Origin of the sequence: Paraburkholderia rhynchosiae, from assembly GCF_002879865.1 — a bacterium.
Taxonomy (GTDB): domain Bacteria; phylum Pseudomonadota; class Gammaproteobacteria; order Burkholderiales; family Burkholderiaceae; genus Paraburkholderia; species Paraburkholderia rhynchosiae.
The window spans coordinates 1-16,382 of record NZ_PNXY01000053.1; the positions used below are offsets into that span (position 1 = coordinate 1).

General features: G+C 56.9%; 17 protein-coding genes and 1 pseudogene. 7 read left to right on the plus strand and 11 right to left on the minus strand.

The window, feature by feature from the left end; translation table 11 throughout:
• From C0Z16_RS34520 to C0Z16_RS34535, 4 genes are all read left to right on the plus strand, one after another.
• A partial coding sequence (locus C0Z16_RS34520; RefSeq protein WP_279635095.1) for a DapH/DapD/GlmU-related protein occupies positions 1-284 on the plus strand: 284 nt, incomplete at its 5' end.
• Positions 285-345: 61 nt separating this feature from the next.
• Positions 346-2,163, plus strand: coding sequence for a glutamine--fructose-6-phosphate transaminase (isomerizing) (glmS, locus tag C0Z16_RS34525; protein WP_102636475.1), 1,818 nt, complete (start codon positions 346-348; stop codon positions 2,161-2,163).
• Positions 2,164-2,720: 557 nt separating this feature from the next.
• Complete coding sequence (locus tag C0Z16_RS34530) at positions 2,721-3,053, plus strand: hypothetical protein (RefSeq protein WP_102636476.1); 333 nt, start codon at positions 2,721-2,723, stop codon at positions 3,051-3,053.
• Complete coding sequence (locus C0Z16_RS34535) at positions 3,043-4,143, plus strand: ImmA/IrrE family metallo-endopeptidase (RefSeq protein ID WP_102636477.1); 1,101 nt, start codon at positions 3,043-3,045, stop codon at positions 4,141-4,143. The genes C0Z16_RS34530 and C0Z16_RS34535 overlap by 11 nt, the downstream gene beginning before the upstream one ends.
• Here the strand turns inward: C0Z16_RS34535 and C0Z16_RS34540 are convergent.
• The 3 genes from C0Z16_RS34540 to C0Z16_RS34550 form a co-directional block, all read right to left on the minus strand.
• Positions 4,140-5,081 (minus strand): alpha-glutamyl/putrescinyl thymine pyrophosphorylase clade 3 protein, encoded by a 942-nt coding sequence (locus C0Z16_RS34540; protein ID WP_102636478.1) that lies wholly within the window; start codon positions 5,079-5,081, stop codon positions 4,140-4,142. The two genes, C0Z16_RS34535 and C0Z16_RS34540, sit on opposite strands and share 4 nt — an antisense overlap.
• A 35-nt stretch (positions 5,082-5,116) precedes the next feature.
• Positions 5,117-6,181 carry a thymidylate synthase gene (locus tag C0Z16_RS34545; protein ID WP_102636479.1) on the minus strand — a complete coding sequence of 355 codons (1,065 nt, stop codon included), beginning with the start codon at positions 6,179-6,181 and terminating at the stop codon, positions 5,117-5,119.
• A gap of 74 nt (positions 6,182-6,255) precedes the next feature.
• A complete protein-coding gene (locus C0Z16_RS34550) occupies positions 6,256-6,546 on the minus strand; it encodes a DUF4031 domain-containing protein (RefSeq protein ID WP_244201471.1) in 291 nt (96 codons plus the stop codon).
• A gap of 165 nt (positions 6,547-6,711) precedes the next feature.
• On the opposite strand from C0Z16_RS34550, the gene C0Z16_RS39130 reads away from it, so the two are divergent.
• Positions 6,712-7,179: a hypothetical protein gene (locus tag C0Z16_RS39130; RefSeq protein WP_244201472.1), complete on the plus strand. Its 468-nt coding sequence runs from the start codon at positions 6,712-6,714 to the stop codon at positions 7,177-7,179.
• Positions 7,180-7,285: 106 nt separating this feature from the next.
• Here the strand turns inward: C0Z16_RS39130 and C0Z16_RS39765 are convergent, their stop codons facing one another.
• Complete coding sequence (locus C0Z16_RS39765) at positions 7,286-7,690, minus strand: hypothetical protein (protein ID WP_244201473.1); 405 nt, start codon at positions 7,688-7,690, stop codon at positions 7,286-7,288.
• Here C0Z16_RS39765 and C0Z16_RS39705 point away from each other — a divergent pair.
• Complete coding sequence (locus C0Z16_RS39705; RefSeq protein ID WP_208638668.1) at positions 7,681-7,833, plus strand: LysR substrate-binding domain-containing protein; 153 nt, start codon at positions 7,681-7,683, stop codon at positions 7,831-7,833. The genes C0Z16_RS39765 and C0Z16_RS39705 overlap by 10 nt on opposite strands.
• Here C0Z16_RS39705 and C0Z16_RS34565 read toward each other — a convergent pair.
• From C0Z16_RS34565 to C0Z16_RS34605, 7 genes and pseudogenes are all read right to left on the minus strand, one after another.
• Positions 7,826-8,375, minus strand: a pseudogene (locus tag C0Z16_RS34565) (H-NS family nucleoid-associated regulatory protein); the annotation flags it as partial. The gene C0Z16_RS39705 and the pseudogene C0Z16_RS34565 sit on opposite strands and share 8 nt — an antisense overlap.
• A gap of 217 nt (positions 8,376-8,592) precedes the next feature.
• Positions 8,593-9,462 (minus strand): hypothetical protein, encoded by an 870-nt coding sequence (locus C0Z16_RS34570; RefSeq protein WP_102636481.1) that lies wholly within the window; start codon positions 9,460-9,462, stop codon positions 8,593-8,595.
• Between the two features lie 81 nt (positions 9,463-9,543).
• Entirely contained in the window at positions 9,544-10,242 is a 699-nt protein-coding gene (locus tag C0Z16_RS37625) for a hypothetical protein (RefSeq protein ID WP_146014398.1), read from the minus strand.
• 370 nt (positions 10,243-10,612) lie between these two features.
• Entirely contained in the window at positions 10,613-10,903 is a 291-nt protein-coding gene (locus C0Z16_RS37630; RefSeq protein ID WP_158244568.1) for a hypothetical protein, read from the minus strand.
• 287 nt (positions 10,904-11,190) lie between these two features.
• Positions 11,191-11,769, minus strand: coding sequence for a hypothetical protein (locus C0Z16_RS34585; RefSeq protein WP_146014400.1), 579 nt, complete (start codon positions 11,767-11,769; stop codon positions 11,191-11,193).
• A 583-nt stretch (positions 11,770-12,352) separates the two neighbouring features.
• Positions 12,353-13,165, minus strand: a complete 813-nt coding sequence (locus C0Z16_RS34600) for a hypothetical protein (protein WP_146014401.1) — start codon at positions 13,163-13,165, stop codon at positions 12,353-12,355.
• Between the two features lie 318 nt (positions 13,166-13,483).
• Positions 13,484-14,038 (minus strand): NMCC_0638 family (lipo)protein, encoded by a 555-nt coding sequence (locus tag C0Z16_RS34605; RefSeq protein WP_102636487.1) that lies wholly within the window; start codon positions 14,036-14,038, stop codon positions 13,484-13,486.
• Positions 14,039-15,184: 1,146 nt separating this feature from the next.
• On the opposite strand from C0Z16_RS34605, the gene C0Z16_RS34610 reads away from it, so the two are divergent.
• A complete protein-coding gene (locus C0Z16_RS34610) occupies positions 15,185-15,868 on the plus strand; it encodes a hypothetical protein (protein ID WP_102636488.1) in 684 nt (227 codons plus the stop codon).
• The last annotated feature ends 514 nt before the right edge of the window (positions 15,869-16,382 follow it).

Here is a 16,382-nt window from a genome sequence, read left to right on the forward strand (position 1 = left end):
TCACCTACATCGGCGACTCGGATATCGGCGCGCGAGTGAACATCGGCGCGGGCACCATCACGTGCAACTATGACGGTGCGAACAAATTTCGCACAATCATCGAAGATGACGTGTTCGTCGGGTCGGATACGCAGCTGGTTGCGCCGGTGCGAGTGAGGCGCGGCGCGACGATCGCGGCGGGCACGACCGTCTGGAAGGACGTCGAAGCCGACGCGCTGGTCCTGAACGACAAGACGCAATCCAGCAAGACGGGCTACGTACGCCCGACCAAAAAGAAGAGTTGATGGAGCAACGCGGGTGCGCGACGCGCCCCTGTGAAATCCAGCACTGAAAAAGGAATAGGCCATGTGCGGCATTGTTGGCGCGGCAGCGCAACGTAATATCGTCCCCGTCCTTATCGAAGGACTGCGTCGCCTCGAGTATCGCGGCTACGACTCGTGCGGCGTCGCGGTGCTCGGCGAGAGCGGCCCGGCGCGCGCACGCAGCGTCGCGCGCGTGGCGGATCTCGACGACCAGGTTCGCGAGAGCCAGCTTGGCGGCATCACGGGTATCGCGCATACGCGCTGGGCCACGCATGGCGCGCCAGTCACGGACAACGCGCATCCGATCTTCTCGAAAGATGCGCTTGCGTTGGTACACAACGGCATCATCGAAAACTACGAAACCCTGCGCGAGATGCTGCGCGGCAAGGGTTACACGTTCGTTTCGCAGACCGACACAGAGGTTATCGCGCATCTGATTCACAGCCTGTATCGCGGCGATCTGTTTTCCGCTGTGCGCGAGGCGGTCGCCCAGTTGCACGGCGCGTATGCGATCGCGGTATTGCACAAGGATCAGCCGCACACCGTGGTCGGCGCGCGGCAGGGGTCGCCGCTGGTGGTGGGGCTCGGCGACGGCGAGAACTTCCTCGCGTCCGACGCGCTGGCGCTCGCGGGCAGCACCGAGCGCTTCATCTTTCTCGAAGAAGGCGACGTGTGCGAACTCACGCTCGAGGGCGTGCGTATCGCCGACCGCGAAGGCAACGAAGCGCTGCGCGAAGTGCGCCAGGTGGCGGCATACGGCGGCGCGGTCGAACTCGGGCCGTACCGCCATTTCATGCAGAAGGAAATTTTCGAGCAGCCGCGCGCGATCTCCGACACCATCCCGCAATCCGATTCGTTCGACGCAACGCTGTTCGGCGAGGGCGCGGACAAGGTCTTTGCGGACATCGACAACCTGCTGATTCTCGCGTGCGGCACGAGCTACTACTCGGGGCTGACTGCGAAATACTGGCTCGAATCGATCGCGAAGATTCCGACGCAGGTGGAGATTGCGAGCGAGTATCGCTATCGCGAGTCGGTGCCCAATCCGAAGTCTCTGGTTGTTGTCATCTCGCAGTCGGGCGAAACGGCGGACACGCTCGCGGCGCTCAAGCATGCGCAGGAGCTTGGCCATAAACATACGCTGGCGGTGTGCAACGTCAGCACGAGCGCGATGGTTCGTCAGACCGAACTGGCGTTTCTCACGCACGCGGGCCGCGAGATCGGGGTCGCATCGACGAAAGCGTTCACCACGCAGCTCGTTGCGCTATTCGTGCTGGCTGTCACGCTCGCGAAACTACGCGGGCGCGTGAGCCCTGAGCAGGAAGCTGAATACTTCAGGCAGCTGCGCCATTTGCCCGCGGCGTTGAACAGTGTGCTGGCGCTCGAGCCGCAGATCATCGCGTGGTCCGAAGAGTTTTCCCGCAAAGAAAATGCGCTGTTCCTCGGGCGCGGTCTGCATTATCCGATCGCACTCGAAGGCGCGTTGAAGCTCAAGGAGATTTCGTACATTCACGCGGAGGCTTATCCGGCCGGCGAATTGAAGCACGGGCCGCTCGCGCTCGTGACGGAAGCAATGCCCGTAGTGACGGTCGCGCCGAACGACGCGTTGCTGGAAAAGCTGAAGTCGAATATCCAGGAAGTGCGCGCGCGCGGCGGCCAGCTCTATGTTTTCGCCGATGCGGATACGAAGATCGTCAACGACGAAGGTCTGCATGTGATCCGTATGCCGGAGCACTACGGTCTGCTGTCGCCCATCTTGCACGTGGTGCCGCTGCAGTTGCTGGCGTATCACACGGCTTGCGCGCGAGGCACGGATGTGGATAAGCCGCGCAATCTGGCGAAATCCGTTACGGTGGAGTGAAGGGGTTGGTGGATCTTCTACTGCGTGGCGATATGGATTAGAAGTCGTTACACAACAGCGCCACTTCCCCGGGAGAAGCCGTTATTTGTTTGCAAGCGTTTGATTTTCCAACGTAATGGCTTCTAATCCAGCGACCCAAAATCGTCCGCTTTCAACGGGAAATTCCGAAAAAGCTGTCTCGGAATGAATCCGTTGAGCGGGCGTCCCGGGGGATTTGGCCCCGTTTCATCTACCCTCGCTGCAGCTTACCTTCCCGCCACGAATCAGGGCGAGCAGTACGGACTCGGGTGTCCACGACGTGGTTGTTTGGACCGCGCAGCTGGCTACGCACACTTCCGGGACAGCACCAAGATGCGCCAAAGGTCCTTTGTGTCGAAGCACGTCGTTCCACATTCAAGTTATTGATAAAATAAACGTATTGAAGCGTGCTGCACTGTTCTCAGGCCGACGGCTTGCAAATTTCAGGTTCGCGCAATCCCAAAAGACAGACGATGACGCTCTCTGCGTAAGCGTTGCTTAGGCCGGCCAGCTTCTCGGTCGCCGGCATAGTTCATACGATGCCCATAAAACTGGCGTTTAAAGACGAGAAGCTCCGAAAGGTGTGTGAGAGGCCGCGCTCAGCGAAGCTGAATTACGGGGAGGCGGTTGGCCGTGCGATTCACTGCCGCCTAGCCGACTTGCGCGCAGCCGAATCCGCGCTCAAGTATGTGGAATGGGGCTTTGGCAAATTCGACGAGAGTGTGGACGACCGGATTGTCATCCCAATCGACGACCAGTACCGTATGCTTGTAGAGGCCTATCGTCCTCATGCTGATGACTCGGAAGCGTTGGACTGGACGCAGGTGACGCGCGTGAAAATCTTGGAAATCGAGCGTACCAATGAGAGCTGAAGCTGAATTCGCGCCCCTTTGGGCGGTTCCGCCTGGTCGAACTATCAGTGATTTGATGAAGTCGCGAGGTATCGCCTCCACGCACTTGGCGCGTTCGGTTGATATGTCCGATGACGATTTCGGAAACCTCCTCAAGGGAACGTACGTGCTAACGGCACCAATCGCCAAGCGTCTCGAGGCGGAGCTTGGTGCGTCTGCCGGGTTCTGGTTATGCCGAGAGGAGCAGTATCGAGAGCAACTCGCACAATTGACTGGTGGCGTCGACCCCGACAACGACGAATATCAGGCTTGGCTGAAAAGCCTCCCTCTACGACAAATGCAAGAGCTGGGCTGGGTCGAGCCGACGAAAGACAAGCGAGAGAAGCTCCGGCGCTGCCTGGCTTTCTTTGACGTGCCGAACCTAGATGCGTGGCGTCGGACGTATTCCGATGTGAAAGGCGCGGCCGCTTTTCGCACAAGTGAGACTTTTGCTGAAGACGAAGTATCGACCGCGGCATGGCTTCGTCAAGGCGAGCTGGAAGCCGACAAGATTGAATGCAAGCCGTGGAATCCCTCTTTGTTCGCGAATCAGTTCCCGAAAATCCGTTCGCTTACGACAATATCTCACCCGGCGGAATTCCTACCTAAGCTTCAAAATCTGTGTGCCGAGGCCGGCGTAGCGGTCGTTGTCGTGAAGGCTCCTAAGGGCTGTCGTGCAAGCGGCGCAACCTTCTTTGGCGGCCCGGATAAGGCTGTGTTGCTGTTGTCTGTCCGCTATCTAAGCGACGACCAGTTTTGGTTTTCTTTCTTCCATGAAGCAGGACATTTAATCCTGCACTGGGACGCTGATTTGCTGATTCTCGAGACTTCGGACGGCCCGATGTCTCCCCAGGAGGACGAGGCCAATAAGTTCGCGACAGAGCAACTTATTCCGCCTGGACTTCAGGCACGTCTACCTGCTGCTTCGAAGTCGCTCAAGGGCATCATGCGACTCGCGCGCGATGCCGGGGTGTCTTACGGCATTGTCGTTGGGCAAATGCAGTTCCGTGGACTTGTCAGTCAACGCAACTATAACAGCCTAAAAAATCGGTATAAGTGGAACGGCGATTAACCGCGGAACTGCAAATATGCCGCAGGTTGCTTTTGCCAGTTGCAGAGAGAATCCTCAATCACCTGCATACCCACCCCCAAGGTCTTATCCAGGTCGACCGATAGTTCGTCGAGCTTCGGCTTTGAAATGGAATTGTTGTCAACGGCACCGCTGAAGAGTAGGCGCGCTCCACGGACAGGACCTGTCGCGTGCACCATGTACGCGGACGGTGGCTCGATGTTTACCAATCCGATTTTCCCGACCATTGTTAGAAAATCGAACTTGGCGGTCCGGCCGAAACGTTGCACCGCGTCCATGCTCTTGTATAGGTGGTCGAACAGGACCTTAGGGTCGTCTCCTACCTGCGCCTTCGCCGCGGCGATGAACTGCCCGTGTGAGTTGTTTGAGGCAATCCAGTCAACGTAGCTGGTCAGCACGGCATCGAGTTGGTCGAGGCTCTCGTATTTCCGATGGTTGCCGAATGGGAACTCTCGACGCTGTTGTTTTATGGCGTCGATGTGCTGCCCCAACCACACTGAAAAGTTGGGGTTTTGGGTAAAACGCTGCCATGTCCAGACAAACTTGTCCTGGAACGCACCATAGACCATTCGAAGTAGTCCGTAGCCTTTCGTGGCGTGCTTGCCGCAGTGCACGAACAGAAACACCAGCCAGAACGCTTCATCGACGTTGCCGTCGCGCATGTGCTGAATCGCGGCCCGTAGAGGGTCAAACATCTTGACCTCCTTCGGGTCGAGCCGCCTCGGTGAGATAGGGCGCTCTGCAATTCTTTTTACGAAATCGATGCGTGCGACGCTATCAACCATTTGCGCGACCAACGCTTCGCGCTCGGCCTCGGACGGAATCCCGGGAAGGGCTTTTCCGTTGAAGCGATAGTCCTTGAGCTTCTTGTCCAGCTCTTTCGCGAGTCCCGGGTTCGCGAGCAGTGGATTCTTTGTCATGCGCTGCGGTCCTTAGTCTGGAAACGTTTACTTGCCTACCGCTGATTTGAGTCACTGCTTACCGGTTGTTGGGCGTCGAGTTCCGCGGTATTGAACAGCAGTTGTTCTTCCGGTTGTGCTGCCACTGGAGCGCGCAGTTGACGCTTCAGGATGTGGACGTCGTAGACGTTCGTCGTCATCTGTTTCTTGATGTCTTCGACCTTGTCCCGCTGCGCCTGACGTGCGCCGTTGCGAGAGTAGCGAAACACCTGCAGCATTCTCACAAGGTCGGCCCAGTAGGGGGCTAGGTCGTCCAATTTCGGCTGCTTTCCTTGCCTGATGGTGTTCTCTGCCTTCAACAGTCTCTCGACCGCCGGCCACGGGTCTCCTGCTGGCATCGGAGGCATGGAAACGCTTTCCTGGAAGCCCTCGGCAAGGTAGTCGCTGACTGCTTGCGTGTTGTTGGCATAAAGGTGCAGGCTACCGACAGCGTGCTTGTACTGTCCAACTTCCACCCCCAAGGACCGTGCGATGAGCTCTTGCAGCATCGTAAAGGCGAAAATATCGTGCGGAAGCCCCATGAAGGCGTCGTTCGAACGCATCGTCACCATCGCGTTGAGCTGATAGTCGCGGATGAAGAACTGCAGCGTGCAAGTACAAGGGAGGTCTTCGCGCCGCTTCACGAGGTTCGCGGCGAGGTCATCTCCGTGGAACAGCTGGATTACAGCTCGTCGCGAGTGCTGATTTGCGCGGAGTGTCTGTATGACGTTCTGAACTTGGTTGGTTCCGTTTGTCGGCCCGAACAGGCGAGGTCCGTAGGCGCCAAAAACGGTCTGCCCGTCGTCGGAAAAGTCCTTATACCGGCTTATATAGTATTGAATGAAATCGAGCTTATCGCTGCCGGCGAGATACCAAAGGAATTCACCCAGGCAGCTAAACAGGGTGTTCTTTTTTTCACTTTGACTGAGACGCGCACGTGGCTTTTTCAGGACAAGCAGCGCGCCATTAATCTCGGTTGCCGGGCCTTTTGTCGGGGTGATTTCGCCTGAGCCGCGCTTTCGCAGCAGCCGACCATAGACTTTTCGGAGCAGGTCGTCGATTGTTTCTGCAGTCAGATACATGGCAAAGACGGCGCGCCCGGCGTGGCCTATCGCCGACGGAACCGCGAAAGTTGAGACGACGGAAAATCCGAATCTCAGTCGAACAGCCGAAGCTGAGAGTCTGCCTTTGCGAGCGATTCTTGAAGCTCAATTTTCAATTGGCGGCCACGCAAAACGAGCGTGCGTCGGTCGGCCTGCACCGCACCTCGACTAAGTGCGACATCTCTGACCTCGACCGTGACGTCGTAATGCGGTAACGATGCTTTTGCTTGAAACCAGCCTCGCTTTAGACCTATGGACTTTGCGAATCGGTGAAGCTCATCGAGCGAATCGGCAACCAAATGACACCACTGGCGTCCACGCCACGCAATTCGAACGTTATCCACGTAGACCGCCAAACCAGCCTCTCAAGAAAGTTTTACTTGTACGTTCACGCAAGCGATGATACTTCATAAAATCGGCTCACGGGCACGCCATTCGCAGTATCGCTTCCTCTCGGTCCGCACGCCGTTTTCTATTCGCTCCGCGCCACATCGCCGCTCCTGGCAGCCGTGCGCGCCACGAACGCGCATCTCGATGCGCGAGCGCTCTCAACTCAGCGCCGCCACCGCCTTCTGGAGGTAGTCGCGGGCCGCGTCAACCTTATCGGCGTTTGTGTGCTTGGACAGGTCAGCGCGCTCCTTCTCGCCAAGGAAGTACACCGTGTGCTCGCTGGCCTCTTTGCCCGGGTGCGGAAGGCCACGGAAGACACGTTCCTTGTTCAGAAAGCCTTGCTTGGTTATCCGGTGCTGCTTGACCTCGTTCGCACGGCGGCTTTCACGACAGAACAGGTTGACGCTGTCATCGCGTCAAGCGCCGAGGGCTATCCGTTTCCTACGAACCTGGATAAGGACCCACCACATGGTGGCCTAGCTCCAGCGAGCCAGCAGGAGCTGCTACGTCGAGCGCTTGCGGAAGACTGGGCCCAAGACACATTCGTGGCTGCGCTTCGCGAGCAGGTTGACCGACGCACCGCTTGATTCCTACCGTGGAACTCCGAGGACGCTCCCAGCTGAGCTGAAGCGTTATGAGCTGTCTTGAGGTGTTTTTGAGGCCTTTTTTCCCCTCGGACCGGTTTGAACATCGTTATGACTGGTCCCCAAAAACTCGCCCGATGTACCGAATCAGTTTCCCCTTCAGCAAGCAGCGATGCGGATAGTGGCGTTGCTCGAAAATTTCAGCAGGTAGCGTTCCGTCATGGACCAGTTCAAGGAAGTCGAGCTTTTCATCGAAGTCGCGGAGTCGGGAAATATCAGCCGCGCGGCTGAGGCTCTCGACCTGTCCATATCTGCTGCAAGCCGATACCTGGCGGCGATAGAGGCCAGACTCGGCGTGCAGTTGATACGTTGCAATACACGTAGCCTTTTCTTGACCGAAGCAGGTGCCGAATTCCATCGCCGTTGCAAATCGGTACTGACGGACCTCAGGGAAGCGGAAGCAGTCGCAAAAAAGCTGTAGCCAAGCCGAGCGGCGTTCTTCGCGTGACGGCATCCCTGTCTTTCTGCACGCTGCACATTGCACCGTTGCTACAGGAATTCACGGAACGCTACCCCGACATAACCGTCGACATCGTTGCCGCAAATCGCTATTACGACATCATCGAAAATGGTATCGACGGGCCTAGGGCTTTTTGACAGCAGCCGTCTTGAGCACCGGCTTCTTGTCGCCAGCGGTAGCGCCGCCAATGAGAAACTTGCTGCGGTCCTTGGCACTAGCAATCCACGCCGGAGCGCGGCCACGTCCACTCCAGGTCGCGCCAGTTTTCGGGTCAGCGTACAGCGCAGGCTGGGGGCCCCTGACATAGTTTCCTGCCTTCGAAACCTTCTTGGCAGCAGGGTGCCGACGCCACAGCATTGCCTTCAACGAGATACTTACTGCGGTCCTTCGCCGCGGCAATCCAGCCGGGTGCGCGACCATGCCCCGACCATGTGGCTCCCGTCTTCGGGTCGCGATATTTCGTTACTGAGCTTCCTGCTTTCGCTGCGGCCTTTCCGCCGGGTTTCGGTCCACGCTTTTTGTCACCAGCATGCGCATCAATGTCAGCAGTCGTTAGACCGTGTTCTGCCATCAAGCCACGAATCTTCTCGATAACAGCGCTCGATTTCTTAGCGGCGAGCGCGTCGGCTTGCGCCTGCAGTCTCTGGATTTTTGCTTGCAAGGATTCCAAGGTCGCCATTCGCGCCTCCGCAGTTGAGATGCCCGCACTATGCCATGGGTAAGATGCAGTGTGCTACTTCTGGCTGGAAGGCCCAATAGACCTGCTTGCCTGCACAGAGACGAAACCGGCGAAACTGGTCGCAAACCGAGGAACTGTCATCACCCGCCGAGGTTCAGGTCCGAATTCAATGTCTCGGTACAACGGGCACTTCGTAAGCGAATTTTGCGAGCTAAACCTACAGGTCGTGCGAATACTTCGACACAAGCTCCCAGTCGAGGACGCCGTCGAAGGCGATTCCGGCTATGTGGTCGCTAGCTGGTACCAGTGATTTGATAAAGGTGCGCACTGCCGCTGGGGGCTCGTTGTAGCTAGGAAACCTGACAGGCAACGGATAGCCGCTCTCCAGCAATGGGGCGAGGACGTCATCCAGCGTCCTTTGCTGAACCAGACACCGGTCCTTCGCACTCTTGTTCTTCACCGAATCTGGCGACAGTTCGTCCCGCACCACAAGCACGGCTTGGACGTCGGGGATGAGCTCTGGTATTGCGTCCCCCCAAACTACGACAGTCGTGAGTTCCCCGTTGACGGCAAGCAGCATGACCTTTGGCACAAACAGTGATTCACCGAACTTCGCCTGCGTCTGGCCAATGAGCGAGTTCCATCGCCAGATGCGCTCCAGCACAGCGGAGGGCAGCGTATAAAGTTTGCGGGTCGGATGCTGCATCTGAAGAATGGCTTCGTACGCGGCCTCGTTGCCCGCATTCCATCCCGAGAGAAAGCGGTCGCTTGCGTAGGGCCCTGAACCCATACCGTGCAACTGCGGGTCCTCAATTTTTGGCGAAAAGCGAGCAACAAACGCGCGTACCTCCGGTTCGGCCTCCAGGCCGAACACATGGGGCCGGAAATAGTTCATGTTGAAGGCGACGTGGCTAACCAAGGCCTGTGCCGAATCGCGCGACCAATTAAATTGGAAATACACTCCGGTATTCGCGTTTTGGTAGACTGCTCCGTCGCTTACCTGATAATGCGACCGTTCTCTGAAATGACGCTGAATGTCCGCGCATGATGTGGGCTGCGCAAGGTCAAAATACAGGTCGTAGCTCATATTTACCCAAGTCGATTATGTGACTCTGACGTCGGTGACTCCGGGCACCGGCCCGCATTCGTCGGCGATGTGGGTCGTGGGCTATCTAGCCCTATCGATTGACTCGATATGCACGCCGAGCCGGTTGTTGGACTGATGCACCCGCACCGCTTCAGCGCCGCTCCAATATTGCGCGCCATACGTGTCACACACCTTGACTACGCGTCGCAAAGTCGGCTCCTGAACGACCAGGAACCTCTTGCAGCCCTTTCGCGTATCTCGCATTTCCATTCGAAACGGCTGCTCATACACAGATTCTTGCGCCGGGGTGATGCGCATTTCGAAGGACTGCGCGTAGTGACCAACGACCGCTGTCGAGCCCGTGATAAGCAGCGCGGCTGCGGCAATGTCGCTAAGCCAGACGGCCGCATTGGCGCGGACTGGGCGCACCGCCCACTGAGCCACGACAAAAATCAAGCATGCCGCGCCCAACGCTGCAAACACGGCCATTGCGGCGGTTGCCCAACGTCCGTAAGGCGCAAGCCCGTCGAGATAATAGAGGTCTCCGCCTAATAGACTGTCTGCTATTGGCAAGCAGGCGGACGTTACAAAGCAACCGCCCAAAAGCCAGGTCTCACTCAATGAGCGCCTTTGCTCGTTAGGCAAAGTCTTGCCGACGACTCTGGAGCGCGACCAGTTGTCTAGCTTCACAGCGACGCCAATCGTATCCCCTTCGGATTCGGCACCTGCGAATCGTTGACGAGCGCCGGCGTAACGCAGTTCAATCTTGAAACGCGGCACCTTGCTCGTAACTTTGACACACGTCGCAGTGAACGGTCCAGGGTATCGCCATGCCCAGATAGCCTGCTGCACCGTCCCCGAAGTGGTTATATGAATTGGCGACCTAAGAACGCCGTAGTGGACAACGGTACGTAAGAGGAAGCCAAAGCCTAGCAAGCATGTAGGAACAAGGAGCCATCCTTCGGAGAAGAGGCTGGGCCTCGCAACGCATGCGGCATAACCGACACGCCCGAGAGCCACGGCTGCAGCGGCGACGCAAAGTGCAGACGACCACTGGGACCAGCGAGAGTAGCTGACAGTAACGCTGCCATCGTCTTCGTTCAATCGGAGCATTTCTGACATTTACTGGTCCGGCCGTACATTTCACCGGTCACGTGCCGCACAAGTGAAGGTCGTTGACCGCAACGGGCACACGCGTGATGTGCCCATCATTTACCTGCAGCTCATCGATGACAAGCCGCATAGGACTCTTGGGGGACGCGAACACTTTCAGTTCATAGTCCTTGCCGGTTTCTGGTAAAAATTCCGCGACCCGATTGGCCTTGTAAACAACGTACTGATTGCCACCGAACCAGCTGACCCTGAAATCAAGTGGACTCTGCGCCTTCACGAGTATCTCCTCGTAGGAGGACTGCGGGACGCCCGCGAGGTCATTGGGCATATCGAGCTTCGCTGGCCAGGTGAGACTGATACCAAACGACTTTTCGCCCCTATAAATTGTCGCAAGAGACCTGACCGCAGGGTCTGAGAACGCGTAACATTTGGACGGCGCGAACTGAAGTATGGTTATCGAGCCTTCAGTCATCAAGCGGACTCTCAGCCTCGCAGTTGTATCACCTGGGCTGAGCTTAATATCGGTTGTCAGCAAAGGGTGCACGCAGCCGGTAATCAGCGGTGCAAGCACCAAGGCTGGGAGCAACCGGAAGATTGCCAGTTTCGTTCGCGCATTCATTCGAGGATGATGGAAATCTTGCCCTCATAGGCATTGGGGAGACCAAACATGTCGCCATTCACCGAATGCGCCACGATTCGGTCAGTGTTACGGGACGACGCTGCGTAAATGACAACGCAAGTGGCGTCTGTGGGGACGGATGTCGTCGAGTAGTAATACGCTCCCCGGAAAGCCTTGCTGCCGCGTTTCATTGCGGCCAGGTCTGCGCTCCCGACTTCACTCAAGTGGGAATCGAGGAACAGCGCTCTTGGGCGAAACAGCGTCGCCATCGGCAGCAGGTCTGAGCTTGTGTATGTCTCGACCATCATTGAGCTGAACTTGCCGGAAGGCAGCTGATAGGCAACAAACGTTGAACGCCCCTCGGCAAATTCAAACGTGGGGCTACTCTCTATGCTAATCGTCACACCGCAAACTTCGTTCGAGTCCATCTGCTTGAAATGGACCTGTTTCCAGGAACTGCAGCAGGCGGCGGCGGGCGGCGGTTCATATGCAACTGGCGGGCGCGCTGCGCAGCCGGATATCGCCGCGGCTGCCATCGCACTCAAGAGCGTGACCGATACGTCAATTCGTGCCATTGTGGAGCTGTATAAAGAATCTCGACAGTCGCAATTACGGCATAATCAGCTCCGAACTTTAATCGAGCAGTATGGAGCAGCCACCTTTGCGGTACATGCGCTCAAGAACTGGGTTGCTACCGCATACCTACTACTTACCTAACTGACCGGCCAAGTGAATTCTCGCCCGTGAGCGTTACGAGCTGCGGTGGCAGGCAAAGCGGAAGCGCGCACGACATTTTCGGTCGCGATGTGGTTACAGCAGTCCGCTATACCATGTGCGTTGGAAAGATTTGCCTGGACAGCGCTGACAGAGCGATGTCATTCGCTGCTGGCTGTCAGACAATAGGGAGCGCGGTCGAGCCGCTTTTGCCTCATCGGGTGCGCCTTAAACCGGCCGCGGTTCGAATTCAACGTCGCCTCCGGTTTCTAATGTCATCAGCGCTCCAACAGGGAATGAGTGCGAAATTGAAGCGATTAAATTTTCAATGCGGACCGGGCAATAGTTGTTTTTGTCTTCCGTTGTTATTGTTGCGCTGTATATCCTGCATTTATGGTCGTCGCTCTCCGCCTTGAGCGACTGCTCTGCAAAAAAAGTTGACGCTTACTCGCGTTCAATCGGGTCGCGAAAGTTTAAGTGAGCGAGGGCAAGGCGCAGCGGCTCAGGGATGTCCTGACCAGCAATTCTCTTCCGACTGCCTCGGTTCTCGTTGAGGCGATACGCGTCCTGGGGGCCGAACGAACCGATGGCTTTGATTGCATGCGCTTCCCACGCAAGGACGTCCGCACCATCAGGCACATTACAGACGAGGGTCATTACGCACCGGTGGCCTTGGCCGTGCGCCAATGCTAGTCCCTTATGCACGAGGCGATACTTGTCTATACGCCCCGCAATCATTCGAGCAACCTTGTTCTCGTAGTGCTTAAACGGTCTTTCGTGGTCATCTGCCTTCCCGACGTATTTTGCGTAAGGGGCTCCATTCAAATCGAACGACTGGGCAAAGTAGAGCATTGGCCGGCTCAAGTCTACCCCGAGGTTAACTTTCTCGAAGACGAACGGCTTGCAAGATTTGAAAGCTGCGGCGAACGTCGTCGAATCGGCGCGGCGCGTCGGGGCTGCAGTGCCCACCATCGGACGGGGGGGCTTCTTCGTCGCGCTGCCGTTGACGGCACCTGCCAGGTCTTCCTCAAACACCCTGAGGAGTTCTTCGCGAGTCGAAGGTGGCGCGACATCCTCGTTAGAAAAGCGAGGGCGTTTGCACGCACCGCTCGCCTTGATTCGAAGAAGCCGGATTCCTTTGACACTGCCATCAGGCCACGACCAACTGTAACCGCCGCCCTTGAGCGGATTGACAAGCAGCTTCTCGTGGGTGTCAGCCAATATCTGGCGCATTTCTTCGGGCGACAACGGGTTCATGGGTGCGCAGGCAGAACAAATATTTCACATCCTACTGCTTTGCCGAACGCGCGCCTATCGTTGATGCCCTGCGACTCGGCTGTCGGCATCACATCGGGGGTAGCAGTCCTCAACCTCCCTTGCTTTTTAACACACGCTCATGCATCCAGCCTTCGTTGGTTGCAACCGGGAGAGCCTTGCCCTGTGCGAGCTCGGCAAGGGCGACCCTTAACTTCAAGTTGACACACCGACCGTCTCTGGCTCGAAACCAATAATGGGTGTCGAGCTGCCGTGGCATACAAATCGGCTGCTCGCGACCGGCCCACGTGAAATCGGCAACTACTCTGATTTGGCCGGCAATAGCCGCAAGCGCACCTGAGCCTCAGCACTGCTCGACGTCGAGACACCAATACTTGCGTACATCCCTTTCGTTTGTCCCGTCTTCGAGAGAAAATACGCAACGTAATGATAAGTTCCGCCTTGCCCATTGACATCCCTGTCGTCAACTACATTCACTTGCAGGCCAGGTCGCTCTACTCCAGTGATGATGCGCTTGAATTGCTGGATTGATGTCGCTGCGTCAGCTCTCCGCGCCCACACGGAGCATGAGTTGTTGGCCTGCGAGATGACAAGGAAGTCCCCGAGAGAGTTCGATGCCGACCACACCATTCCGGGCCTATTCTTCAGTATCTTTTGCGAGAATAACGCATCGACCGTGCGCAGGTTGTACTGCTTCGCCAGTTCATTCAGCTTTGCGCTATTTCCAGCGGCTGGAATGCACAGGTCCGCGAATAGCCGAGTAGCTGCATTTGACTGGGCGACCGGACCGGCAGGCAGGTTCTGTGCCGCAGCGCAAAGGGAAAACATCAAGGACAGCGCAAACATGATTTTCATAATAGGTCTCGTTGCGCATTTCACTCCGAACTTGTTCTTTGTCGCGCAAAGTTGCACACGAGAGTCTCATCGCGCTAGCCGACGAGCCATTCCGGAGATTAGTGGTGACCCAGTAGACAACCCGTGATGCACTCAGGGAAACGCTCACACCACCTGACTGCCATTGCGCATTGGACAGCATGGTCGCGATGTAACACCGCCCAAACGAGATGGCCCGCAACTACCTGACCGTTCTCCCACCAGGAACCACGTGTGTACCCCTGAGTCGAATCTATTCTGCATTCACTCTATCGCCGAGCGGTATGCTCGTCCAGTGAAGCAGTGTGCGGTACCACTCGAATACAAAAACGCAAACGATTGGCGGCAGCCCATGTTCATGCGACAGACGGAACCGTAAATATTCCAAAAAACTTGCACTTACCACCAGCTCCCAGCGTCGCATTTATGCAGGAGCGAATGTGGTGCAGGCAACAACCGAAAGCAGAATCAATCTCGTCAGCCCGGAGCCAGTGCATCAGAATGGCAATGTTCTGCGAGGAGACTCCTTGGACCAATTGCACGACGCGGCTCGTTTCCTTGTCGATGCCTCAAACCACCTGTCGAAAGACAGTCCGGCCGTTGCTTCTCGCAACCGCAAACCTTCTGTGCCGTCAGCGGGCGAGTTTGCTTCAATCGTTCCAGTTGGATGGGCGGAAATTCAAGATTGCTGTCGTTACTTCAACTACCCCCGCCGATGTCGTTCACCCTGAAATTGTCGCATACAGCTTGGATGCTCCGATGCGTGAACACCTGTGGTCTCACGATGAATTCCGCACAGCGGAGACCTTCTTGCTTATGACCGGCTATCGCATTTCCTTGGGCGGATTTCCGTCCTCGCAGATACCGCGTGGAAAACAAAAGACTACTCGAGGCGCCGTTCGTCGTCTCAGTTGCAGGCGACGGGTCGGCCATTGGCTAATGCGCGGTGGTGCAAGACTAGAAATTGGAAACCGCGGCGAGCAGCCTTAGGCGGCATGCAGTGCATCCGCAGCGAACACGGTGTGACATTGATTGGCGAAAGGCAAGCGGGCAGCGGCGCTGTCCAACGAGGGTAACAACGCAGAGTCCTAGGTTGACAGACGAGCATTCTCAGCGTCTTTGAGCGATATGACGACAATCAGAAAATATGCGCGCGCGTGGTTTGCATGGTTCATCGTTGCTGCGATATTGGGTGGCTATTACAGTCTCTGGACAATCGCAACCGAGCCAGGCAAAGTCTCGGTCACTCTGATTCCGCAGAAAGTTGTTCACATGACGGTGTTCAGCCTTTGGGGGCACTGGATGGATTTTGAAATGCGCTTCAATGGCGGATTTTCCGACCGGCGAGAAGCCGACCTCGGAAAGTTCGCGTATCGCAAGAGTCCGACGGGCGAGCTAACGTTTCCCAGTCCGGGGCAACCCATCCTTACCGTGGTATCCGTCAATGGAGGACCTTCTGTCGAGCTGGAGGCGATGCCCGCAGGCGCGCGTAGCTCGACGGAAACATCGAGGCGGCTGACGCTAAATCATTATGTGGCTGACGGAGAATGGAACTGGTCTCCGCGTAAGCGCGACGGCCTTTGGGCCTCTCCCGGGAAGAACGAAGTTTCCTTGACGATAATTGACGTTGGCCATCCCCTGATGGGCGAAGAGGTAACGTTGGTAGCGCAACCACCGCTTTCGTCCAAATCCGGCCAATCGCATTACGGCTGGCTTTGGTTCGCCTGGCTTTTATGTCCGCTGGGAGCCATTACACTTGGCATCGCCGGGCTTGCTTTGATATGGAAAACCGTCATCGTCAAACGAGTGTAGGCCCTTCTTTTTATCCATCTTATGCGTCCAGTCGATGCTCGTGATAAAGGCCGGTCCGTGTCATCAAGTTTGACGTACATTGCCGTCAACTTTGGCCCGTTCGGACCGAGCCAGGCGTCTATGTTCGCGGGTTTTATGGGAACAATGGAGTGGTCGTGACCGACGGCCGCTAGCTCGGGCGGCGGTTCGTGAACTATTGCCGCGATTGAAATCAAACCGGGCTCACCCGGCATTGACCGACGCTCGGCTCGAATATGACGCGGTCTGCGGCGAGATATCCGTAGAACGGCCGTTTATCTAAACCTCCGCGAATACCTGATGGCACCGACATCGGGATGCGGAGCAGCGCGTGAGCATATTTTTTTCGGGGGTTTGAGAATTGCTGAATGAGGTGCGCTGCCCGGCATGCACGTGCCCCATGAGGCGGGGAAGCACGATTCAATTGATGGTTTAGAGGTTGTGCGATCGCACTGCCACTGCCACTGCCGCAGTCGCGTACGCCACGCAGTGCCGG